The 21,966-nt window shown below is 72.0% G+C and carries 19 protein-coding genes; 8 read left to right on the top strand and 11 right to left on the bottom strand.

The genetic code is table 11. The annotated features are described in order from the left end of the window. Positions 1 to 196 precede the first annotated feature (196 nt). Entirely contained in the window at positions 197 to 1,495 is a 1,299-nt protein-coding gene (locus tag ABZ565_RS13155) for a citrate synthase (protein ID WP_018518088.1), read from the bottom strand. A gap of 129 nt (positions 1,496 to 1,624) precedes the next feature. Further along, a complete protein-coding gene (locus tag ABZ565_RS13150; protein ID WP_361024591.1) occupies positions 1,625 to 3,946 on the bottom strand; it encodes an ATP-dependent RecD-like DNA helicase in 2,322 nt (773 codons plus the stop codon). A gap of 104 nt (positions 3,947 to 4,050) precedes the next feature. On the opposite strand from ABZ565_RS13150, the gene ABZ565_RS13145 reads away from it, so the two are divergent. Both ABZ565_RS13145 and ABZ565_RS13140 read left to right on the top strand, forming a co-directional pair. Further along, entirely contained in the window at positions 4,051 to 4,326 is a 276-nt protein-coding gene (locus tag ABZ565_RS13145) for a type II toxin-antitoxin system prevent-host-death family antitoxin (RefSeq protein ID WP_361024587.1), read from the top strand. Then, complete coding sequence (locus tag ABZ565_RS13140) at positions 4,323 to 4,580, top strand: Txe/YoeB family addiction module toxin (protein ID WP_361024584.1); 258 nt, start codon at positions 4,323 to 4,325, stop codon at positions 4,578 to 4,580. The genes ABZ565_RS13145 and ABZ565_RS13140 overlap by 4 nt, the downstream gene beginning before the upstream one ends. An 11-nt stretch (positions 4,581 to 4,591) precedes the next feature. Here ABZ565_RS13140 and ABZ565_RS13135 read toward each other — a convergent pair whose 3' ends face one another. Further along, the gene (locus tag ABZ565_RS13135) at positions 4,592 to 5,236 is read right to left on the bottom strand and encodes an NAD(P)H-binding protein (protein WP_361024581.1); all 645 of its coding nucleotides are present in this window, start codon (positions 5,234 to 5,236) and stop codon (positions 4,592 to 4,594) included. A 127-nt stretch (positions 5,237 to 5,363) separates the two neighbouring features. Between ABZ565_RS13135 and ABZ565_RS13130 the strand changes: the two genes are divergently transcribed. Further along, positions 5,364 to 5,717, top strand: a complete 354-nt coding sequence (locus ABZ565_RS13130) for a helix-turn-helix domain-containing protein (RefSeq protein WP_361024768.1) — start codon at positions 5,364 to 5,366, stop codon at positions 5,715 to 5,717. A 57-nt stretch (positions 5,718 to 5,774) separates the two neighbouring features. Here the strand turns inward: ABZ565_RS13130 and ABZ565_RS13125 are convergent, their stop codons facing one another. From ABZ565_RS13125 to ABZ565_RS13115, 3 genes are read right to left on the bottom strand one after another with little or no spacing between them, the layout of a single operon-like run. After that, positions 5,775 to 6,602 (bottom strand): sugar phosphate isomerase/epimerase family protein, encoded by an 828-nt coding sequence (locus ABZ565_RS13125; RefSeq protein WP_361024578.1) that lies wholly within the window; start codon positions 6,600 to 6,602, stop codon positions 5,775 to 5,777. Continuing rightward, entirely contained in the window at positions 6,599 to 7,744 is a 1,146-nt protein-coding gene (locus ABZ565_RS13120; RefSeq protein ID WP_361024575.1) for a dihydrodipicolinate synthase family protein, read from the bottom strand. Before ABZ565_RS13120 ends, ABZ565_RS13125 begins: the two co-directional genes overlap by 4 nt. Before the next feature lie 37 nt (positions 7,745 to 7,781). Continuing rightward, the gene (locus tag ABZ565_RS13115) at positions 7,782 to 8,933 is read right to left on the bottom strand and encodes a Gfo/Idh/MocA family oxidoreductase (RefSeq protein ID WP_361024573.1); all 1,152 of its coding nucleotides are present in this window, start codon (positions 8,931 to 8,933) and stop codon (positions 7,782 to 7,784) included. 117 nt (positions 8,934 to 9,050) lie between these two features. On the opposite strand from ABZ565_RS13115, the gene ABZ565_RS13110 reads away from it, so the two are divergent. The 3 genes from ABZ565_RS13110 to ABZ565_RS13100 all read left to right on the top strand — a co-directional run bounded on the left by ABZ565_RS13110 (position 9,051) and on the right by ABZ565_RS13100 (position 13,017). Next, positions 9,051 to 10,115 (top strand): LacI family DNA-binding transcriptional regulator, encoded by a 1,065-nt coding sequence (locus tag ABZ565_RS13110; protein WP_361024570.1) that lies wholly within the window; start codon positions 9,051 to 9,053, stop codon positions 10,113 to 10,115. Positions 10,116 to 10,195: 80 nt separating this feature from the next. Continuing rightward, positions 10,196 to 10,984, top strand: coding sequence for a sugar phosphate isomerase/epimerase family protein (locus ABZ565_RS13105; RefSeq protein WP_361024567.1), 789 nt, complete (start codon positions 10,196 to 10,198; stop codon positions 10,982 to 10,984). Between the two features lie 182 nt (positions 10,985 to 11,166). Next, positions 11,167 to 13,017 (top strand): glycoside hydrolase family 3 protein, encoded by a 1,851-nt coding sequence (locus ABZ565_RS13100; RefSeq protein WP_361024564.1) that lies wholly within the window; start codon positions 11,167 to 11,169, stop codon positions 13,015 to 13,017. A gap of 53 nt (positions 13,018 to 13,070) precedes the next feature. Here ABZ565_RS13100 and ABZ565_RS13095 read toward each other — a convergent pair whose 3' ends face one another. Together ABZ565_RS13095 and ABZ565_RS13090 are read right to left on the bottom strand one after the other, a co-directional pair. Further along, positions 13,071 to 14,546: a S28 family serine protease gene (locus ABZ565_RS13095; protein ID WP_361024561.1), complete on the bottom strand. Its 1,476-nt coding sequence runs from the start codon at positions 14,544 to 14,546 to the stop codon at positions 13,071 to 13,073. 144 nt (positions 14,547 to 14,690) lie between these two features. Then, a complete protein-coding gene (locus tag ABZ565_RS13090; RefSeq protein WP_361024558.1) occupies positions 14,691 to 15,107 on the bottom strand; it encodes a hypothetical protein in 417 nt (138 codons plus the stop codon). Between the two features lie 185 nt (positions 15,108 to 15,292). On the opposite strand from ABZ565_RS13090, the gene ABZ565_RS13085 reads away from it, so the two are divergent. Beyond that, positions 15,293 to 15,784 (top strand): hypothetical protein, encoded by a 492-nt coding sequence (locus tag ABZ565_RS13085; RefSeq protein ID WP_361024555.1) that lies wholly within the window; start codon positions 15,293 to 15,295, stop codon positions 15,782 to 15,784. A gap of 2 nt (positions 15,785 to 15,786) precedes the next feature. Here the strand turns inward: ABZ565_RS13085 and ABZ565_RS13080 are convergent, their stop codons facing one another. From ABZ565_RS13080 to ABZ565_RS13070, 3 genes are all read right to left on the bottom strand, one after another. After that, the gene (locus tag ABZ565_RS13080) at positions 15,787 to 19,584 is read right to left on the bottom strand and encodes an ABC transporter ATP-binding protein (protein WP_361024552.1); all 3,798 of its coding nucleotides are present in this window, start codon (positions 19,582 to 19,584) and stop codon (positions 15,787 to 15,789) included. A gap of 188 nt (positions 19,585 to 19,772) precedes the next feature. Beyond that, positions 19,773 to 20,306: a hypothetical protein gene (locus tag ABZ565_RS13075; RefSeq protein WP_361024549.1), complete on the bottom strand. Its 534-nt coding sequence runs from the start codon at positions 20,304 to 20,306 to the stop codon at positions 19,773 to 19,775. 205 nt (positions 20,307 to 20,511) lie between these two features. Continuing rightward, the gene (locus tag ABZ565_RS13070) at positions 20,512 to 21,012 is read right to left on the bottom strand and encodes a metallophosphoesterase (protein ID WP_361024765.1); all 501 of its coding nucleotides are present in this window, start codon (positions 21,010 to 21,012) and stop codon (positions 20,512 to 20,514) included. A 166-nt stretch (positions 21,013 to 21,178) separates the two neighbouring features. Here ABZ565_RS13070 and ABZ565_RS13065 point away from each other — a divergent pair, with 166 nt between their 5' ends. Beyond that, the gene (locus ABZ565_RS13065; RefSeq protein ID WP_361024546.1) at positions 21,179 to 21,940 is read left to right on the top strand and encodes a ZIP family zinc transporter; all 762 of its coding nucleotides are present in this window, start codon (positions 21,179 to 21,181) and stop codon (positions 21,938 to 21,940) included. Positions 21,941 to 21,966: the final 26 nt, after the last annotated feature.

Raw genomic sequence — 21,966 nt, 5'->3', positions numbered from 1 at the left:
GGGGGATCGATGGCGAGGCGCTTCTCTCTTGCGCGGGAGCGCTCCCGGACCGGCGCGCGCGCCCGGCGTACACCCCACGCACCCCCCCCGGAACACCACACGCCCCCGCCCGCCGCGTCGCTCGGGGCGAGGGCGCGGCAGACGGGGGCGCGGGGATCCGGCGTCAGTCAGGGCCGGGTGATGCGGAGGAAGGCGTTCAGCGGCCCTCGACCGGGACGAAGTCGCGCAGGACCTCGCCGGTGTAGATCTGGCGCGGGCGGCCGATGCGGGAACCCGGCTCCTTGATCATCTCGTGCCACTGGGCGATCCAGCCGGGGAGCCGGCCGAGCGCGAAGAGCACGGTGAACATCTCGGTCGGGAAGCCCATCGCGCGGTAGATGAGGCCCGTGTAGAAGTCCACGTTCGGGTAGAGGTTGCGCGAGACGAAGTACTCGTCGGAGAGCGCGTGCTCCTCCAGCTTGAGCGCGATGTCCAGCAGCTCGTCGGACTTGCCGAGGGCGGACAGCACGTCGTGCGCGGCGGCCTTGATGATCTTGGCGCGCGGGTCGAAGGACTTGTACACCCGGTGGCCGAAGCCCATCAGGCGGACGCCGTCCTCCTTGTTCTTCACCTTGCGGATGAAGGAGTCGACGTCGCCGCCGTTGGCCTGGATGCCTTCCAGCATCTCCAGGACGGACTGGTTGGCGCCGCCGTGCAGGGGGCCCCAGAGCGCCGAGATGCCGGCGGAGATCGAGGCGAACATGTTCGCCTGCGAGGAGCCGACCAGGCGGACGGTGGAGGTCGAGCAGTTCTGCTCGTGGTCCGCGTGCAGGATGAGCAGCTTGTCGAGCGCCGAGACGACGACCGGGTCCAGCTCGTACTCCTGGGCGGGGACCGAGAAGGTCATGCGCAGGAAGTTCTCGACGTAGCCCAGGTCGTTGCGCGGGTAGACGAACGGGTGACCGATCGACTTCTTGTACGCGTACGCGGCGATGGTCGGGAGCTTGGCGAGCAGCCGGATGGTCGAGAGGTGGCGCTGCTCCTCGTCGAACGGGTTGTGGCTGTCCTGGTAGAACGTGGACAGCGCGCTGACGACCGAGGACAGCATGGCCATCGGGTGGGCGTCGCGGGGGAAGCCGTCGAAGAACCGCTTGACGTCCTCGTGCAGCAGCGTGTGCTGGGTGATCTCGTTCTTGAAGGTCGACAGCTCGTCGACCTTGGGAAGCTCACCGTTGATCAGCGTGTACGCGACCTCGAGGAAGGTCGAACGCTCCGCGAGCTGCTCGATCGGGTAGCCGCGGTAGCGCAGGATGCCCTGCTCGCCGTCGAGGTAGGTGATGGCCGATTTATAGGCAGCGGTGTTGCCGTATCCGCTGTCCAGCGTCACCAGGCCGGTGTTCGCCCGGAGCTTCCCGATGTCGAAGCCCTTGTCGCCGACGGTGCTGTCGATCACCGGGTAGGTGTACTCGCCATCGCCGTACCGCAGTACCACAGCGTTGTTGGTGTGCTCGCTCACGTCATCCCTCACCGACGTAGTGCCTCTTCTTCGAGGTTCCCTGACTGTCTCCACCCTCCCCCATTTGGCTCAGGAGAGTGCACTCGGGGTCGTCCATTGGACCTACTCGCGGCACTGAGTGCCGCGAACTTAGCCATCCTGCCCCCTTGACTGCGGTTCCGGAAGACCTCCGTGATGTTTCCCACCGATTTGATCGATCATTTTTACCGACGATCCTCCGTCGCCGCCTCCGCGGAGCCGGTGATCCAGCGCCGTACAGCGTCTGCCTGCGGAAACCGTGCGGACCGCCTGGCCGATCGCCTGCCGCGAGCCGACCAGGACGACGAGCTTCTTGGCTCTGGTCACGGCGGTGTAGAGCAGGTTGCGCTGGAGCATCATCCAGGCACTCTTCGTTACGGGGATGACCACGGCCGGGTACTCGCTGCCCTGGGAGCGGTGGATCGTCATGGCGTACGCGTGGGCGAGCTCGTCCAGCTCGTCGAAGTCGTAGCCGATCTCCTCGTCCTCGTCGGTGAGGACCGTCAGCCGCTGTTCGTCCAGGTCGAGGCCGGTGACGACGCCGACCGTGCCGTTGAAGACACCGTTCTCGCCCTTGTCGTAGTTGTTGCGGATCTGGGTGACCTTGTCCCCCACCCGGAACACCCGGCCGCCGAACCGCTTCTCGGGCACGTCCGGCCGGCCCGGGGTGATCGCCTGCTGGAGCAGACCGTTGAGATGTCCTGCCCCTGCCGGGCCCCGGTGCATGGGGGCGAGCACCTGGACGTCCCGGCGCGGGTTCAGCCCGAACTTGGCCGGAATACGGCGGGACGCGACGTCCACCGCGAGCACCCCGGCATCCTCCGTCTCGTCCTCCACGAAGAGGAAGAAGTCACTGAGCCCTTGAGTGAGCGGCGGTACGCCGGAATTGATGCGGTGCGCGTTGGTGACGACGCCCGACTGCTGGGCCTGGCGGAAAATCGTGGTCAGCCGGACCGCGGGCACGGGGCCGCCCTCGGCGAGGAGGTCCCGCAGCACCTCCCCCGCCCCCACCGACGGCAGTTGGTCCACATCGCCGACGAGCAGCAGGTGGGCACCCGGTGCCACCGCCTTCACGAGCTTGTTGGCGAGCAGGAGATCGAGCATCGACGCCTCGTCCACGACGACCAGATCGGCGTCGAGCGGGCGGTCCTTGTCGTACGCCGCGTCGCCGCCGGGCTTCAGTTCGAGGAGGCGGTGCACGGTGGAGGCTTCGGCCCCGGTCAGCTCGGACAGCCGCTTGGCGGCCCGCCCGGTCGGCGCGGCCAGCACCACCTTCGCCTTCTTGGCCCGGGCCAGCTCCACGATGGACCGGACGGTGAAGGACTTGCCGCAGCCGGGGCCGCCGGTGAGCACGGCGACCTTGCGGGTGAGCGCGAGCCGCACGGCGGCCTCCTGCTCGGGGGCCAGCGTGGCGCCGGTCCGGCCCCCGAGCCACTTCAGCGCCTTCTCCCAGTCCACGTCCGCGAAGGCCGGCATCCGCTCCTCCGGCGTCCGCAGCAGCCGCCGTACCTGCGCGGCGAGCGAGATCTCGGCCCGGTGGAACGGCACCAGATACACCGCCGTGACCGGCTCGCCGCCCTCGGGCGACGGCACCTTCTCCCGTACGACCCCCTCCGGCTCCTCGGCCAGTTCGGCCAGGCACTCGATGACGAGCCCGGTGTCCACCTGGAGCAGCTTGACCGCGTCCGCGATCAGCCGCTCCTCGGGCAGGAAGCAGTGCCCCTGGTCGGTGGACTGCGACAGCGCGTACTGCAGCCCGGCCTTGACCCGTTCCGGGCTGTCGTGCGGGATGCCGACGGCCTGGGCGATCTTGTCGGCGGTCAGGAAGCCGATGCCCCAGACGTCGGCGGCCAGCCGGTAGGGCTGGTTCTTCACGACGGAGATCGAGGCGTCCTCGTACTTCTTGTAGATCCGCACGGCGATGGACGTCGAGACGCCGACGCCCTGGAGGAAGACCATGACCTCCTTGATCGCCTTCTGCTCCTCCCACGCGGCGGCGATCATCTTCGTGCGCTTCGGGCCGAGCCCGGGGACCTCGACGAGCCGCTTCGGCTCCCGCTCGATGATGTCGAGCGTGTCGACCCCGAAGTGGGTGGTGATCCGGTCCGCCATGACCGGCCCGATGCCCTTGATCAGCCCGGAACCCAGGTAGCGCCGGATGCCCTGGATGGTGGCGGGGAGGACGGTCCGGTAGTTCTCCACGTGGAACTGCTTGCCGTACTGCGAGTGGGACCCCCAACGCCCCTCCATCCGCAAGGACTCCCCGGGCTGCGCCCCGAGCAACGCCCCGACGACGGTGAGCAGGTCGTTGCTCCCCCGCCCGGTGTCGACGCGGGCGACGGTGTACCCGTTCTCCTCGTTCGCGTACGTGATGCGTTCGAGCACGCCTTCGAGGACGGCCAGGTTGGGGGTGTGGGACGCGGTGGTGGCCATGGGGCGACGGTATCGGGCGGGTGCGACAGCGCGAGCATCAGCACGAGAAGGGACCGACTGGTACCATAAGCAGTACCAGTCGGTCGCAGTGGGAGAGGTCCGAGATGTCGATAACGGCAAGCGAAGCCCGGAAGCACCTTTTCCCGCTGATCGAGCAGGTCAACGAGGACCATGCCCCCGTGCACATCACCTCGCGCAAGGGCAACGCGGTCCTCATGTCCGAGCAGGACTTCACCTCGTGGCAGGAGACGATCTACCTGCTGCGCACCCCCGCCAACGCGCGTCGACTGCTCGACTCCATCGCGGAAGCCGAGGCGGGCGGGACGGAGTACCACGAACTGGCGGACGTGCCGGACGACGACGGCGAGGGCCGCGCGTGAAACTCGCGTTCACCACGCGCGGTTGGGACGACTACACCTTCTGGTCGGGGAGCGACCGGCGTATGACGCGTCGCATCAACCGGCTCATCACCGACGCGCTGCGCGATCCCTTCGACGGCATCGGGAAACCCGAACCTCTGCGTGGCGATCCGAGCGGCTACTGGTCGAGGCGCATCGATGACGAACACCGCTTGGTCTACAGAGCAACCGAGTCGGAACTCGTCGTCGTGCAGGCCCGATACCACTACACCTGACCTGGCGGCGGTCAGGAGGCCACCGCGGTCAATGAGCGGCTGTGCTTCGGGGTCTCGATCTCGTCGACGAGGGCGACCGCCAGGTCCGCGTAGGAGAGGAAGTCGGCGTCCGGCAACAGTGCGTTGCCGCCCGTCCGGTAGCGGCCGGTGCGGTCGGCCTCGTCGTCCAGGAAGACCGCCGGCGGGGCGAGCACCAGCCAGTCGACGGTTGTTTCGGCGGCGCGCAGTACGTCCAGTTCCGCCGCGTGGCCGAGCGAGAAGGTCCGGGCGTCCGCCGGGAATCCGGGGGTGTCGTGGAGCATCACGCCCGGCGCCGCCTCCAATGTCGTACCGATTCCGACGAGCACCAGCCGGGGCACGCCCGCCCGCTCCAGCCCGCCCAGCAGCGCGTGGGCCGCGCTCACGAAGAACTCGGCGGACGGCATGTCCCTCGGCGCCGCCGCCCCGATCGCCGCGTCGTGCCCCTCCGCCACCGCCGCCACACTCTCCGCGTCGGTCACGTCCCCTGGGACCACGTCCACCCCGGGTCCGCCGAGCCCCGGATACGCGGCGGGGTCCCGCACCACGGCCGTCACCCGGTGCCCCCGCTCCACGGCCTCCCCGACCGCCCGCCGCCCCGCGCGTCCACCGGCTCCGAACACGACGATCCTGCCCATGGGTTGTCCCCTCGCCAGGGCCCGCGTCGTCCGTGGGCCGTTGCCGCGACGCTAGACCGGCGCCCCATGGTTTCCGCAACGATAGTTACGTACGCTCGACGGCGTGAGCCAACCCCTTGATGCCGACATGTTCACCGCCTGCGACCACACCGAATCGCCGTTCCGCCTGGGCGGCAAGTGGACCGCGAAGATCGTCCGGTGCCTGGAGGAGGGCCCCCGGCGCTTCTCCGAACTCGCGGTCCCCCTGCGCGGCATCACCCCGAAGGTCCTCACCGAGACCCTCCGCTCCATGGAACGGGACGGCCTGGTCACCCGTACCGTCGGCGACGGCATCCCGCCCCGCGTCGACTACGCGCTCACCCCGCTCGGCCGCTCGGTGCTCGCCCCCATGGCGGCCTGCTGCGCCTGGGCCGCCGCGCATCTGCCGGAGGTGGAGGGCGCCCGCGAGGCGTATGAGCACCTGGCGGGCTCAGACGCCTGAGCCGCAGCGCCCGCCCCGGGACCCGCACCGCACAGGCGGGCCCCGGGCGAACCGCACTCAGCAGGCGTGTTCCGCGTACCGGGCCGCCACCTCCGCCAGGACCTCCGCGCCGTCCCTCGCCCACAGCGCCTCGTTGAAGATCTCCACCTCGATCGGGCCGTCGAAGCCCGCCGTCTCCACCGCCTCGCGGAAGAAGCGGAAGTCGACGCTGCCGTCGCCGAGTTGGCCCCGGCCCAGCAGGACGCCCGCCGGGAGCGGGGTGATCCAGTCCGCGAGCTGGAAGGAGTGGATGCGGCCGGACGCGCCGGCCCGTGCGATCTGGGCGGGGGCCTGGTCGTCCCACCAGAGGTGGTACGTGTCCACGACCACGCCCACCTGGTCGGCCGGGAAGCGCTCGGCCAGGTCCAGGGCCTGGGAGAGCGTCGAGACCACGCAGCGGTCCGAGGCGAACATGGGGTGCAGGGGCTCGATGGCCAGGCGCACCCCGCGTTCGGCGGCGTACGGGGCCAGCTCGGCCAGGGCGTCCGCGATGCGTTCGCGGGCCGCGTACAGGTCCTTGCTGCCCTCCGGCAGGCCGCCCGAGACGAGGACCAGGGTGTCCGTGCCCACGCCCGCCGCCTCGTCCAGCGCGGCGCGGTTGTCGTCCAGGGCGCGGGCGCGCCCGGCCGGGTCCGTGGCGGTGAGGAAGCCGCCCCGGCACAGGCTGGTGACCGTCAGGCCGTGGTCGGAGAGCAGGCGGGCGGTCGCCTCGACCCCGTACGACTGCACCGGGGCCCGCCACAGGCCGACCTTGTCGATGCCCGCCTTCGCGCAGCCCTCGGCCAGCTCCGGCAGCGACCACTGCTTGATGGTCTCCTGGTTGACGGAGAGACGGCCGTCGCTCATCGGGTGCCTCCGTTGACCGTGAGGAGCGCGCGCATCCGGGACTCCGCGAGGTCCGGGTCCGGGAACAGGCCCAGCTCGTCCGCGAGTCGGTACGCCTTCGCCAGGTGCGGGAGCGAGCGGGCCGACTGCAGGCCGCCCACCATCGTGAAGTGGTCCTGGTGGCCGGCCAGCCAGGCCAGGAAGACGACGCCCGTCTTGTAGAAGCGCGTCGGTGCCTGGAACAGGTGCCGGGACAACTCGACCGTGGGGTCGAGCAATTCGCGGAAGCCCTTTGTGTCACCCGTGTCCAGCACCCGTACCGCGTGCGCGGCCAGCGGGCCCAGCGGGTCGAAGATGCCGAGCAGCGCGTGGCTGAAGCCCCGGTCGTCGCCCGCGATCAGCTCCGGGTAGTTGAAGTCGTCGCCGGTGTAGCAGCGGACCCCGCCCGGCAGGCGGCGGCGGACGTCGATCTCGCGGTCCGCGTCGAGCAGGGACATCTTGATGCCGTCGACCTTGTCCGGGTGCTCCGCGATGACCTGGAGGAAGGTGTCGGTGGCCCGGTCCAGGTCGGTGGAGCCCCAGTAGCCGTCGAGCGCCGGGTCGAACATCGGGCCCAGCCAGTGCAGGACGACCGGTTCGGTGGCCTGGCGCAGCAGATGGGCGTACGTCTCCAGGTAGTCCTGGGGGCCCTTCGCCGCGGCGGCGAGCGCGCGGGAGGCCATCAGGATCGCCTGGGCGCCGCTCTCCTCGACCACGGCGAGCTGTTCCTCGTACGCCGCACGCACCTCGGCGAGCGTCGCCGGGCCCGGCGGCAGCTGGTCCGTGCCGACACCGCAGGCGATGCGGCCGCCGACCGACTTGGCCTCGGCGGCCGAGCGGCGGATCAGCTCCTCGGCGCCCGCCCAGTCCAGGCCCATGCCGCGCTGCGCAGTGTCCATGGCCTCGGCCACGCCCAGGCCGTGCGACCAGAGGTGGCGGCGGAAGGCGAGGGTGGCATCCCAGTCGACGGCGGCCGGGGAGTCCGGCGTGACGTCGGCGTACGGGTCGGCCACGACGTGCGCGGCGGAGAAGACCGTACGGGAGGCGAGCGGCGCCCCCGTGGGGGCGAGGTCCAGCGGGGTGGCCCGGGGTTCGTACGGGCCCTGCGGGAGATGGATGGTCACGGCGACGGCTCCAGGGGGCCGAGGGGGAGGCGGCGGCTCACAGGGACAGCTCCGGGACGTCCAGGCGGCGGCCCTCCGCGTGGGACTTCAGGCCCAGCTCCGCGAGCTGTACGCCACGGGCGCCCGCCATGAGGTCCCAGGTGTAGGGCTCGTCCAGCACGATGTGGCGGAGGAACAGCTCCCACTGGGCCTTGAAGCCGTTGTCGAAGACCGCGTTGTCCGGGACCTCCTGCCACTGGTCGCGGAAGGACTCGGTGACCGGCAGGTCCGGGTTCCAGACCGGCTTCGGGGTGGCCGAGCGGTGCTGGACCCGGCAGTTGCGCAGGCCCGCGACGGCGGAGCCGTGGGTGCCGTCCACCTGGAACTCGACCAGCTCGTCGCGGTTGACCCGGACCGCCCAGGAGGAGTTGATCTGGGCGACCGCGCCGCCCTCCAGCTGGAAGATGCCGTAGGCGGCGTCGTCGGCGGTCGCCGCGTACGGCTCGCCGCGCTCGTCCCGGCGCTCCGGGATGTGGGTCTGGACGTGCGCCTGGACCGTGGTGACCCGGCCGAACAGCTCGTGCAGCACGTACTCCCAGTGCGGGAACATGTCCACGACGATGCCGCCGCCGTCCTCGGCGCGGTAGTTCCAGGACGGGCGCTGGGCCTCCTGCCAGTCGCCCTCGAAGACCCAGTAGCCGAACTCGCCGCGCACGGACAGGATCTCGCCGAAGAAGCCGCCGTCGATGAGGCGCTTCAGCTTCAGCAGGCCCGGCAGGAAGATCTTGTCCTGGACGACGCCGTGCTTGATGCCGGCCTCCTGGGCCAGGCGGGCGAGGTCGAGGGCGCCCTCGACGTCCGTGGCGGTGGGCTTCTCGGTGTAGATGTGCTTGCCGGCGGCGACGGCCTTCTTGATCGCCTCGACCCGGGCCTGGGTGACCTGGGCGTCGAAGTAGATGTCGACGGTGTCGTCCGCGAGGACCGCGTCCAGGTCGGTCGACCACTCGGTCAGACCGTGGCGGGCGGCCAGCTCCTCCAGGGCGTGGGCGCGGCGGCCGACGAGGATCGGTTCGGGCCACAGCACATCGCCGTCGCCGAGGTCGAGGCCGCCCTGCTCGCGGATCGCGAGGATCGAGCGCACCAGGTGCTGCCGGTATCCCATGCGTCCCGTCACGCCGTTCATGGCGATGCGCACTGTCCTGCGTGTCACGAAAGTTCCCTCCGTACAGCCGTAGCAAGCGCTTTCTATGCGGGATGACGCTAGCCTGCCGACAGCGGCCCGGACAAGAGGGGCCCGTCAATCGGTCACAGGCCACGGAGGAAAGCGATGACAGTCACCCTGGCGGACGTGGCGGCCCGCGCCCGGGTGTCCCCGGCCACCGTCTCCCGTGTACTGAACGGCAATTACCCGGTGGCGGCGTCCACCCGGGAACGGGTCCTGCGCGCGGTGGACGACCTGGACTACGTGCTGAACGGGCAGGCCAGCGCCCTGGCGGCGGCCACCTCCGACCTGGTCGGCGTCCTCGTCAACGACATAGCTGACCCCTTCTTCGGGATCATGGCGGGCGCCGCGCAGACCGAGATCGGCGGGCCCGGCGACGGGTCCGGGCGGGCGGGTGGCGAGAAACTGGCGGTCGTCTGCAACACCGGGGGCTCCCCCGCCCGCGAGCTGACCTACCTCACCCTGCTCCAGCGCCAGCGCGCCGCCGCCGTCGTCCTCACCGGGGGCGCGGTGGAGGACCCGGAGCACCAGGCGGCGATGGCCGCGAAGCTCGCCAAGCTGGCGGAGGCGGGGACCCGGGTCGTGCTGTGCGGGCGGCCCCCGCTGCCGGACGGGGCGTCCGTGGTGGCCGCGCTCGCCTTCGACAACCAGGGCGGCGCCCGGCGCCTCACCACTCACCTGCTCTCCCTGGGCCACCGCCGGATCGGTTATGTCGCGGGCCCGCTGGAGCGGACCACCACCCGCCACCGCCTGGCCGGTCACCGGGAGGCGATGCGCGCGGCGGGGGCGGCCGGGGACGAGGACCGGCTGACCGTGCACGGCTCGTACGACCGGGGCTCCGGCTACGACGCCACGGTCGAACTCCTGCGCCGCGAACCGGAGATCACGGCGGTCGTCGCCGCGAACGACACCGTGGCGCTCGGTGCGGCGGCGGCGATCCGCGACCGGGGACTGCGCATCCCCGAGGACATCTCGGTGGCCGGCTTCGACGACCTGCCGTTCTCGGTGGACGTGGTCCCGGCCCTGACGACCGTGCGGCTGCCGCTCGTGGAGGCGGGGGCGCGGGCGGGGCGGCTGGCCATGGGCAAGGAGGACCCGCCGCCCGGCGGCATCGCGCTGATCCCGGCCGAGCTGATGGTGCGCGGCTCGACGGCGGCGCCCCGGGGGTGAGCCGCACGGGGTGGGGTACGTGTCAGGGCGCCCGCCTCTCGTAGGGTGCGGCCGCACGGAACGACGGAAGGAACACGCACGTGAAGCTCGCTTTCTCCACCCTCGGGGTGCCGGGGCTGCCCATCGCCGACGTCGTCCGGCTGGCCGCCGAGAACGGCTACCAGGGGGTGGAGCTGCGCGCCGAGCCCGAGGAGCCGGTGCACCTGGGCCTCGGGCAGTCCGAACGCGCTTCGGTGGTGGCCGAGTTCGAGCGCGGCGGGGTCGAGGTCCTGGGCGTGGCCGGGTACGCGAAGGTCGCCGCCGAGGGATACGACCAGCCGGTCCTGGACGAGCTGGCCGCGCTGACCGAGCTGGCCCGGGACCTGGGCGCTCCGTACGTCCGGGTGTTCCCCGGCGGCGGTGACCAGGACCCGTCGGAGGCCGACGAGATCGCCGCGCGGCGACTGGGCGCCGCCGCCCCGTACGCCGCCGACCTGGGCGTACGCATCCTGCTGGAGACCCATGACTCGCACCGGGCGGGGGCCGATGTGGCCCGGGTGGCCGGCACGGTGGGGCACAAGAGCATCGGTGCGCTGTGGGACGTCATGCACACCTGGCTGGCGGGCGAGGAGCCGGTGGCCAGTCACGCGGTGCTGGCCCCGCACCTCGGCTACGTACAGGTGAAGGACATCGCGTCGGCCGACGACACCACGCCGCTCGCCCTCGGGGCCGGGGTGCTGCCGCTGCGGGCGTGCCTGGACACGCTGGACCCGGACGGCTGGGTCTGCTGGGAGTACGAGAAGCGCTGGTACCCGGGGGCGGCGGAGCTGCCGGGGCTGCTGGGCGCGGGGCGCGAGCACCTGCTGCGGCTGGGCGCGCCCAAGCAGTAAGCGGTATCGGGCGGGCGGCGGTCCGCGGGGCGGACGGGTGCGGGAGGGCTGCGGCGGGCGAGGGCGTCCGGGACGCGCTCAAAACAGCCCGCACCCTTGACCGGAAGTTATTTTCTGGATATCCGTGCTCCTTGGAAGTTTCTTTCACCCCCTCGTCACCGAGAACGGCCGAAGGAGCTCACGTGCACCACCGCACCTCCAGACGCACCCTCCTCACCGCCACCGCCGCCACCGCCGTCGCGGCGGCAGCGGGCATGGCGACCGCCCCCGGGGCCCTCGCCTCCCAGGGCTCCGCGCACAGCAGTCACACCTCCGCCGCCACGACCCGGCGGCTGAAGCGGCTCATCTCCCGGATGAGCCTGGAGGAGAAGGTCGGCCAGCTCTTCGTCATGCGGGTCTACGGGCACTCCGCCACCGACCCCGACCAGGCCGACATCGACGCCAACCTCGCCGAGATCGGGGTGCGTACGGCCGCTGAGATGATCGCCAAGTACCACGTCGGCGGGATCATCTACTTCGCCTGGGCCCACAACACCCGCGACCCGCACCAGATCGCGGAGCTCTCCAACGGCATCCAGCGCGCGGGCCTCGCGGGCCCGTCCGGCCTGCCGCTCCTCATCTCCACCGACCAGGAGCACGGCATCGTCTGCCGCGTCGGCGAACCGGCCACGCTGATGCCGGGCGCGATGGCGCTGGGCGCGGGCGGCTCGCGCTCCGACGCCCGCAGGGCCGGGCAGATCGCGGGCGCCGAGCTGGCGGCGATCGGCATCAACCAGAATTACGCGCCGGACGCCGACGTCAACGTGAACCCGGCCAACCCGGTCATCGGCGTCCGCTCCTTCGGCTCGGACCCGCAGTCCGTGGCGGGCATGGTGGCCGCGCAGGTGAAGGGGTATCAGAGCGCCGGGATCGCCTCCACGGCCAAGCACTTCCCGGGCCACGGCGACACGAGCACCGACAGCCACACGGGCCTGCCGGTCATCGGCCACACCCGGGAGCAGTGGGCGGAGCTGGACGCGCCCCCGTTCCGGGCGGCCATCGCGGCGGGCATCGACTCGATCATGACCGCGCACATCGTGGTGCCCGCGCTCGACCCGGCCGAGGACCCGGCGACCCTCTCGAAGCCGATCCTCACCGGCATCCTGCGCGAGGAGCTGGGCTACGACGGGGTCGTGGTCACCGACTCGCTCGGCATGCAGGGCGTGCGCACGAAGTACGGGGACGAGCGGGTGCCGGTGCTCGCGCTCCGGGCCGGGGTGGACCAGCTGCTCAACCCGCCGAGCCTGGACGTCTCGTGGAACGCGCTGCTGGCGGCCGTGAAGAGCGGTGAGGTCAGCGAGGCCCGGCTCGACGAATCGATCCTGCGCATCCTGCGCCTGAAGACGAAGCTGGGGCTCTTCGACCAGCCGTTCGTCTCCGGGCACGGGGTGGACCGTACGGTCGGCACCCGGGCGCACCTGGCCGCCGCCGACCGGATCGCCGAGCGCACGACGACCCTGCTGGCCAACGAGGGCCGGCTGCTGCCGCTGTCGCGCCGCTCGCACCGGAACCTGCTGGTGGTGGGGGCCGACCCGGCCTCGCCCTCCGGCACCACGGGCCCGCCGACGACGACGCTGGCCGGGGCGTTCAACGAGCTGGGCTTCGCCGCGACCGCGCTGTCCACCGGGACCGCGCCGGCCAAGGCGGCCATCGACGCGGCAGTGGCGGCGGCACAGGGCAAGGACGCGGTGGTCGTGGGGACGTACAACGTCTCGGCGACCAGCTCGCAGCGCACCCTGGTCACCGCGCTGGCCGCGACGGGCGTCCCGGTGATCACGATCGCCATCCGCAATCCGTACGACATCGCGCAACTGGCGGGGACCGGGCACAGGGCGCACCTGGCCGCGTACTCCTGGACCGATGCCGAACTGCGCGCGGCGGCCCGGGTGATCGCGGGCCGGGTCCGGCCGGAGGGGAAGCTGCCGGTGCCGGTGCAGCGGGCGGACGATCCGTCGAAGGTGCTGTACCCGGTGGGGTACGGGCTGACGTACTGACCCGGGTCCCGCCCCGGCGGCCGCGTCACCACGGCTGCCGGGGCGGGTTCACCTCACGGGCGCCGGACGCCGAGGCGGTGGTCGGTCGTCAGGTCCTTGTTGTCGAGCCGCGCGTCGAACTTCGCGAGCGGCTTCGCCTTGGACTCGTCCTGCTGTACGGCGGCCGGAGCGACGCCCGCCCAGCGCAGGATCGCGGCCGTGGCCGTGGCGTTCTCCGAGGGCACCAGACCGGCGACGTTCGAGCCGTGGTTCCCGCCGGGCACGGTGAACACGTAGCTGTCACGGGCGCCGGCTCCGAGCCGGAACCGCTCCGCGCCCCACGGGTCGTTCTCGCCGTAGACGTACAGCATGTGCGTGGCGTGGTGCTTCACCCAGGTGTCGACGTCGCGCATCACGGACGGCTGGAACCTCATCGGGATGGAGCGCGGCACGAAGTTGCGCGGCGGCTGGTAGCCGTAGCGGCTCAGCTCGCCCAGCCAGGGCTGCTTGATGTCGGGCGAACCGAGCTGGGTGCCCGCCTGGTAGTAGTACGGCGTGTAGTTGGCCAGGCCCTGGTCGGCGTAGGCGGAGAAGCCGGAGATCGAGTCGACCGAGTCCCAGATCTCCTGGTCGGTGGCCTTCTTCGCGTCGGCCGGGAGGGTGTCGCAGTCGGCGAGCAGGCTGTACTGCCAGAACGCCCACACGTAGTCCATGACGACGGCCTCGTACGCCTTGTCCAGCGAGCCGACGGTGTCGAAGGTGTAGCCGTTGTCTGCGGCGTACCGGGCGTACTTCTCCTCCAGCGGCGCGCGGCGCACCAGTGCCTCGCGCTGTACGCCCCCGAGCTTGTCGCGGCACTCCTCGGTGCCGACGCGGGCGAAGAACCGGTCGTACGCCGAGTCCTCCTTGTTCACCACGTCGTTGGGGGCGACATAGGCGACGACGCCGTCCATGTCCTTCGGGTAGAAGCGCTCGTAGTACGTGGCGGTCATGCCGCCCTTGGAGCCGCCGGTGGTCAGCCAGTTCCGGGAGTAGATCCGCTTGAGCGCAGTGAAGACGCGGTGCTGGTCGCTGGCCGCCTGCCAGATGTCGAGCTTGGACCAGTCGGCGGGCGAGGGGCGCGACGGGGTGAAGTACCGGTACTCCAGCGAGACCTGGTTGCCGTCGATGATCCGGGTGGGCTCGGAGCGGCTGGGGTTGGTCGAGACGTTGTAGCCGCCGGTGTAGAAGACCGTGGGGCGGGAGGTGTCCTTGTGCAGCAGGGTGATCCGCTGCTGGAACGTTCCCTTGGACGGGTGGCGGTGGTCGACCGGCTGGGTGTAGCTGAGGACGAAGTAGCGGTAGCCCGCGTAGGGCTTCTCCTCGATGAGACTCATGCCCGGGATGGCCAGGATGCGGTCCTTGATGTCCGTGCTCGTTCCGCTGTCGCTCACGGCGGTGCGGAGCGAGGCCGGTCCGGCGGCGGTGGCCGCCCCGGCCGAGGCACCCGTCGCACTCACCGTGCCGATGAGCACCGCGAGCGACAGGATTCCTCTGAGCGCCTTGCGCATGCGCGTCCTCCCCTGGGGAGGCGCCCCGCCGCTCGACCGGAGCCCCGGGAGACGCCTCTTGCTTCACAGCTGACGCGGTGAACCTAGCGGGGCAACACACGTACCGCCAGACCTCCTTGCCGACGTCCGGGAGGCGTCACCCGGTCAGCACAGGATCCAGCCCGTGCGGGCGCCCTTGCCGTCGACCTTGCCGGAGACCCGCACGCACCGGTTCAGCGCGTGGACGGTCACCGGGCCCGCCCGCTGGGTGTAGCGGCCGCTGTCCGTGACGGGGAGGCCGCCGCGCGGCTGGATGGTCACGGACATGGGGCGGCGCTTGCCGGGTTCGGCGGCGACGGCGGTGACGCAGGCGTAGGTACGCGACTTGTAGACGCGCAGCTCGCCCGTCGCGAACGGCACCGTCTTCTTCGGGCGCCCCGCGCAGACCGAGGCGGCGTCCGCGCTCCCCGCGACCGCCCCGCCGGTCACCAGTGCCAGGACGGTGGCCAGGGCCAGGACCACGGCATGCCGGCGGAGCCCGCGCCGCGCGCCCCAAGCGTGTCCTTCGGTCCCTCTGATCACAGCAGCCCCATCGCCTCATCGAACATCCGCGCCTCTACCCGACACCTGGGCGCATACGCCTGTACCTGCGTACGACGCGGGAGGCCATCCGGAGGTTGCATCCGGCGGGCCCGGCGCCCGCGCGGACCGGAGCGCCCCACCATGGAGCCGGACAGGACAGATCACCACGAAAGGCAGGAACCGTCATGACCCGCACCCGCTCCGCCCGGCGCACCGCCGGCCGTACACTGCTCGCCTCCACGCTCCTCGCCGCCGCCGTCGCCGTGCCCGCCGCCGCCACGGCCGCCCCGCGCGAGGCGTCCGCCGGGGCGACGGTCCGGGACGACACCTCGACCCAGGAATCCCGGCTGGTGGACGACTTCTACAGCGCGTACGTCGACGCGGTGGCCGCCGAGGACGGCGGGGACCTCGCCTCCGCGCTGCGCGGCTTCTACCTCACCCCGGGGTTCCGCGCCCGCCTCGCCGACTGGGAGGCGGCGAACCACGCGGACGGCGTGCTCCTCGCCCAGGACGTCCCGGTGGACCACCTGGTCACCCCGGGCCACAGCGGCGCCGGCCACACCTGGTCCACGGTCCGGCTCACCTGGGGATCGCCCCAGGACCCCACGTACACCTATCTGACCGTGCGATCCGACCTGGCGACCGGGAAGATCTCGGCGATCCGCGACGGCGCGTAGCCTCACACCCCGGCCGGCTCGTCCTCCCCTATGAACGTGCGCCACAGCACCGCGTAGTGCCCGTCGCGGGCCAGGAGTTCGTCGTGCGTGCCGTCCTCCACGACCCGGCCGTGGTCCATCACCACGACCCGGTCCGCGCGGGCGGCGGTGGTCAGGCGGTGGGCGACGACCAGCGTGGTGCGGCGGCCCGCGAGCCGGTCGGTCGCCTGGTTCACCTGCGCCTCGCTGGCCAGGTCGAGCGAGGCGGTCGCCTCGTCCAGGAGCAGGATGTCCGGGTCGACCAGCTCGGCGCGGGCGAGCGCGATCAGCTGGCGCTGTCCGGCCGACAGGTTGCGGCCCCGCTCGGCGACCTCGTGGAGGTAGCCGCCGTCCAGCGTGGCGATCATGTCGTGCGCGCCGACCGCCCTGGCGGCCGCCTCCACCTCCGCGTCGGTGGCGTCCGGCCGCCCGTAGGCGATGGCGTCCCGCACGGTCCCGGCGAAGAGGTACGCCTCCTGCGGTACGACCCCGAGCCGGCGCCGGTACGCGGTGAGCCCGAGGCCGCGCAGGTCGGCGCCGTCCACCGTGATCCTGCCGTCCGTCGGGTCGTAGTACCGGGCGACCAGCTTGACCAGGGTCGACTTCCCGGCCCCGGTCTCCCCGACGAACGCGACGGTCTGCCCGGCCGGGATGCGCAGGTCGATGCCCCGGAGGGCCGCCTCCTCGTCCCCGTAAGCGAACGACACGTCCTCGAAGGCGATCTCACCGCGCAGCTCGCGGACGTGCCGTGCCTCGTCGCGGTCGGTGGTGGAGGCGGGCTCGCGCAGGAGTTCCTGGATGCGGCCGAGGGAGACGGCGGCCTGCTGGTAGCCGTCGAAGACCTGGGAGAGCTGCTGGACGGGCGCGAAGAACAGGTCGATGTAGAGCAGGTAGGCGACCAGCGCGCCCGCGGTGAGCGTGCCGTCGTCGACCCGGCCCGCGCCGACGATCAGCACCGCCGCCGCGGCCACCGACGACAGCAGCTGGACGAACGGGAAGTAGACGGAGATCAGCCACTGCCCGCGCACCCGCGCCTCGCGGTACTCGTCGCTGCGGGCGGCGAACGCGTCGGCCCCGTCCCGCTCGCGTCGGAACGCCTGCACGATGCGGAGGCCGGCGACGGACTCCTGGAGGTCGGCGTTGACGGCGCTGATCCGCTCCCGGGCCAGCTCGTACGCCTTGACGCTCTTGCGGCGGAAGAAGACGGTCCCGACGACGAGAACGGGCAGGGTCGCGAAGACGACGAGGGCCAGCTCCACGTCGAGGACCAGCAGCGCGACCATGATGCCGAGGAAGGTGACGACGGAGACGAAGGCGGTGACCAGGCCGGTCTGGAGGAACGTGGACAGCGCGTCCACGTCCGTCGTCATCCGGGTCATGATGCGGCCGGTCAGCTCGCGCTCGTAGTAGTCGAGCCCCAGCCGCTGGAGCTGGGCGAAGATCTTCAGCCGCAGCGCGTACAGCACCCGCTCACCGGTGCGGCCTGTCATCCGGGTCTCGCCGATCTGGGCCGCCCACTGCACGAGGACGACGGCCAGGGCGAAGGCGGACGCCGTCCAGACCGCGCCCAGCGCGAGCTGGGTGACCCCGTCGTCGATGCCGTTCCGGATCAGGACCGGGAGCAGCAGTCCGGCCCCGGCGTCCACGGCGACGAGGCCGAGGCTGACCAGGAGCGGCAGCCCGAAGCCGCGCAGCAGCCTGCGCAGCCCGTAGGAGTCCTCGGGGTGCACGGCGCGGGCCTCGTCCACGTCCGGGGTGTCGTTCGCCGGGGGCAGGGCGTCCACCTGGGCGAGCAGTTCCGGCGTGGCGGGCGTGCCCGCCGTGTCGGTGCCCCGGCCCTCCTCCCTGCGGACCCACAGCTCGGGCGTGATGCCGCGCTCGGCGTCGAACTCGGCGTCGATCTCCTCCTGGAGCGCGCGGTCCCGTTCCGCGTTCTCGACGGCCTTCGGGGCGGCGGCCGGGCGGTGGCCTGGCGACGGGGCGCCCAGCTCGTCCGGGTCGGTGAGCAGGCGCCGGTAGAGGGCGCAGCGGCGCTCCAGCTCCTCGTGGGTGCCGAGGTCGGCGAGGCGGCCGTCGTCGAGGACGGCGATGCGGTCCGCGAGATTCAGGGTGGAGCGGCGGTGGGCGATGAGCAGCGTCGTACGGCCGGCCATCACCTGGCGCAGGGCCTCGTGGATCTCGTGCTCGACGCGGGCGTCCACGGCGGAGGTGGCGTCGTCCAGGAGGAGGAGGCGGGGGTCGGTGAGGATGGCGCGGGCGAGGGCGATGCGCTGGCGCTGGCCGCCGGAGAGGGTGAGTCCGTGCTCGCCGACCTTGGTGTCGTAGCCGTTCGGCAGTTCGGCGATGAAGCGGTGGGCCTGGGCGGAGCGGGCGGCCTGCTCGATCTGCTCGTCGGTGGCGCCGGGCAGGCCGTACGCGATGTTGGCGCGGACGGTGTCGGAGAACAGGAAGCTGTCCTCGGGAACGAGCCCGATCGCGGCGCGCAGCGAGTCCAGGGTCAGTTCCCGCACGTCGTGGCCGCCGACGAGGACCGCGCCGTGCGTCACGTCGTAGAAGCGCGGCAGCAGCAGCGAGACGGTGGACTTGCCGCTGCCGGAGGCGCCGACGACGGCGACGGTCTCGCCGGGTTCGATGGTCAGCGAGAAGCCGTCGAGGACCGGGCGGCGGGTCTCGGCCCCGCCCCCGAGGTCCTCGTCACCGGCGGAGGCGGGGCGCTGCGGGGCGTAGCCGAACCGGACGTCGTCGAACTCGACGCTCGCCGGGGCGTCGGCGGGCAGCTCCTTGGTGCCGTCGGTGAGGGTGGGTTCGGTGTCGATGAGTTCCAGGACGCGCTCCACGCCGGCCCGGGCCTGCTGGCCGACGGTGAGGACCATGGCGAGCATCCGGACCGGGCCGACGAGCTGCGCGAGGTACGTGGAGAACGCGACGAACGTGCCGAGGGTGATCTCGCCCCGGGTGGCCAGCCAGCCGCCGAGGGCCAGCATCGCGACCTGGCCGAGGGCGGGCACGGCCTGGAGGGCGGGGGTGTAGCGGGAGTTCAGCCGGATGGTGCGCAGCCGGCCGGCGAACAGCCTGCGGCCGACCTCGCGCAGCTTGCCGGTCTCCTGCTCCTCCTGTCCGAAGCCCTTGACGACGCGGACGCCGGAGACGGCTCCGTCCACGACGCCGGCGACGGCTGCCGCCTGCGACTGGGCGTACCAGGTGGCGGGGAAGAGGCGGGCGCGGGAGCGGCGGGCGATGTACCAGAGGGCGGGGGCGACGGCGACGGCGACGAGGGTCAGCAGCGGCGACAGCCAGGCCATGATGACCAGGGAGATCAGGAACAGGAGCACGTTGCCGATGGTCATCGGGAGCATGAAGAGCAGGCTCTGGATGAGCTGGAGGTCGCTGGTGGCGCGCCCGACGACCTGACCGGTGGACAGCTCGTCCTGACGCCTGCCGTCCAGCCGGGTGATCGTCCCGTACATGCCGGTCCGCAGGTCGTGCTGGACGTCGAGGGCGAGCCGGCCGCCGTAGTAGCGGCGGATGTAGGTGGAGGCGTAGACGAGGACGGCCGCCACGATCAGCAGGCCGGTCCAGACGGCGAGGGAGCGGGTGTGGCCGACGACCACATCGTCGATGATCACCTTAGTGATCAGGGGGACGAGGGCCATCACGGCCATGCCCGCGAGCGAGGAGCCGAGCGCCAGCAGGACATTGCGCCGGTACCGCCAGGCGTAGCCGCTCAGTCTCCGCGCCCAGCCACCCCGCTGCCCCTGTTGCGTCTCCCGTGCGTCCGCCACCCGGTGCCTCCCGTCCGACCTGATCCGACGGAAGGCACCAACACGGTGTGGTGCGGATTTCATCCCTCCGCAACAAATACGGGACCTGGGACCTAGGTCCTTCCTCCCGGCCGGCCGGCGGCGGGGGCAAGGAGAAGGTCTTCACCGCCCTGCTCGTGCGGGTCGGCGCCGAGCGCGGCCCGGGCCGGTCAGGGGCGTGTGCGACGCCGGTGGTAGTGGGCGGTGACGACCGCCGGCAGCGGCCCCCACGCGATGATCGGCAGGTAGCAGAGGTTCATCACCCACTGTCCCCACGGTGTGATCGCCATGTCGGCGTGCAGCGTCGTCCAGACGAAGAGCACGCCGTAGACCGTGCAGGCCGGCGCCCCCACCGCCGCCGGCCCGGTCGCGGCCATGACGGGAACGCGGCGCCCGCCCAGGTGCGGGATCCACCGCGGCCACACTTCGCCCCAGGGCCGCACGAGCCCCAGCGTCAGGAAGGCCAGGGCTTCCTGGAACACGGAGAGCAACGGCACGACGAGGTATCCCCAGCCGGGAATGAGCATCGCGTCGTACTCGGACTCGGCAAGCCCCAACGGGACACCGGCCACCACGGCGAACCGCCACAGCGCCGAGGGCATCGACGCCCATAGGACCGCGGACGCCGCACGCCGCGCCCACAACGGGGCGGGGGCCGTGGGGGCAGGGAGCGCGGGGGCGGACGGCAACGCGCTGCTGGTCACAGGACGGCTCCTCGATGGCGGAGCGAGTGGCGACACCCCGAGGCTGTCACCGGCGCCGCTCGCCCACATCCGCCCCCGCGGCGGCTCGGACACGCCTTCCGGCGCAGGCTCCCGGCAAGGGGATCGGGCCCGGGGCGTAGCGGCCCTCGCCCGCCCGGATGACGACACCGCGCCGGGCCCCGGGTGCGCAGGCGTCACGTCCGGCTCAGCGTCCGGGCAGGCGGTGCAGGGTGACCTCGGTGAGTGCGCCGTCCGTCACCGTGCACGTCATGTACGTGCAGTACGGCTGCCGTCTGCGGTCCGTCGGCGACCCGGGGTTCAGCAGGCGCAGCCCGCCCGGTGCCCGGGTGTCCCAGGGGATGTGGCTGTGGCCGAAGACCAGGACGTCCAGGTCCGGGTAGAGCGCGGCGCAGCGCGCCTCCCGGCCGCGGGAGGCGCCGGTCTCGTGGACGACGCCGAAACGCATGCCTCCCAGCCGAACACGGGCCACCTCGGGCAGCCTGGCCCGCAGCGGGGGGCCGTCGTTGTTGCCGTACACGCCGACCAAGCGCCGGGCGCGTCGCTCCAGCAGATCGAGGGTGGCGACGTCGACCCAGTCCCCGGCGTGGATGACGACGTCCGCGCGGTCCACCTCGTCCAGCAGTTCACCGGGGAGCCGCTTGGCGCGCCGCGGGACATGGGTGTCCGAGACGAGCACCAGCCGCACGGGTGGGTGCACCCGCGCCGAGGTCGTGTCACCGTCCATCTTCGCCCGCCGTTCCTCTGGTTCGTCGCCCTGTTCCACCCGTATCGGTGCCGGGTCCGGGCCGGATGGCCCCCGGACTCCGGCGCGGACGCACATGGCGCCGTCCGTACCGGGTACCCAGGGGATCATGGCGGGAGCGGTTCAGGCGGGTATGTGGGGGCTGGTGGCGGGTTCGGCGCTGCTGGTCGGGGCGGTGGCGGGGTACGGTCTGCGGATTCCGCAGAAGGTGATCGCGACGGTGATGGCCTTCGGGGCCGGGGTCCTGTTGTCCGCGGTCAGCTTCGAACTGGTCGGGGAGGCGTACGAGCAGGCGGGACTGATGCCCGCGGCAGTCGGCACGCTGGCCGGCGCCCTGGCCTACACCGGCGGGAACATGTGGCTGGCGGGCCGGGGCGCCCGGCACCGCAAACGGTCCGGGCACGATCGGAAGCAGGCCCAGCCCTCCGAGGCCCAGCAGAGCGGCTCGGGCCTCGCGCTGGCCTTCGGTGCGTTGCTCGACGGCGTTCCCGAGTCGGCGGTCATCGGTGTGAGCCTGCTCGACGGCGGTGCGGTGAGCCTCGTGACCGTGGCGGCGGTCTTCATCAGCAACGTGCCCGAGGGGCTGTCCAGTTCGGCCGGAATGAAGAAGGCCGGCCGCGGAAAGGCCTACGTCTTCGGCGTGTGGGGTGCCATCGCCGCCGCCGGCACCCTCTCCGCGGTTCTCGGCTACAGCGTGGTCGGCGGCTTCTCCCCCGCCGTGATCGCCGCCGTGACCGCCGTCGCCGCCGGGGCGATCCTCGCGATGGTCGCCGACACCATGATCCCGGAGGCGTTCCAGGAGGCCCACCTGGCGATCGGCCTCGTCACGGTGAGCGGCTTCCTCGTCTCCTTCGCCCTCTCCCACACCTGACCCGCGCTGCGGGCCGGGTCCCCCGT

The organism is Streptomyces sp. NPDC016469, assembly GCF_040632905.1.
In the GTDB taxonomy this organism is placed as follows: domain Bacteria; phylum Actinomycetota; class Actinomycetes; order Streptomycetales; family Streptomycetaceae; genus Streptomyces.
Note: the sequence above shows the minus strand (reverse complement) of the source record. Positions and strands in the feature narration are given on the sequence as shown.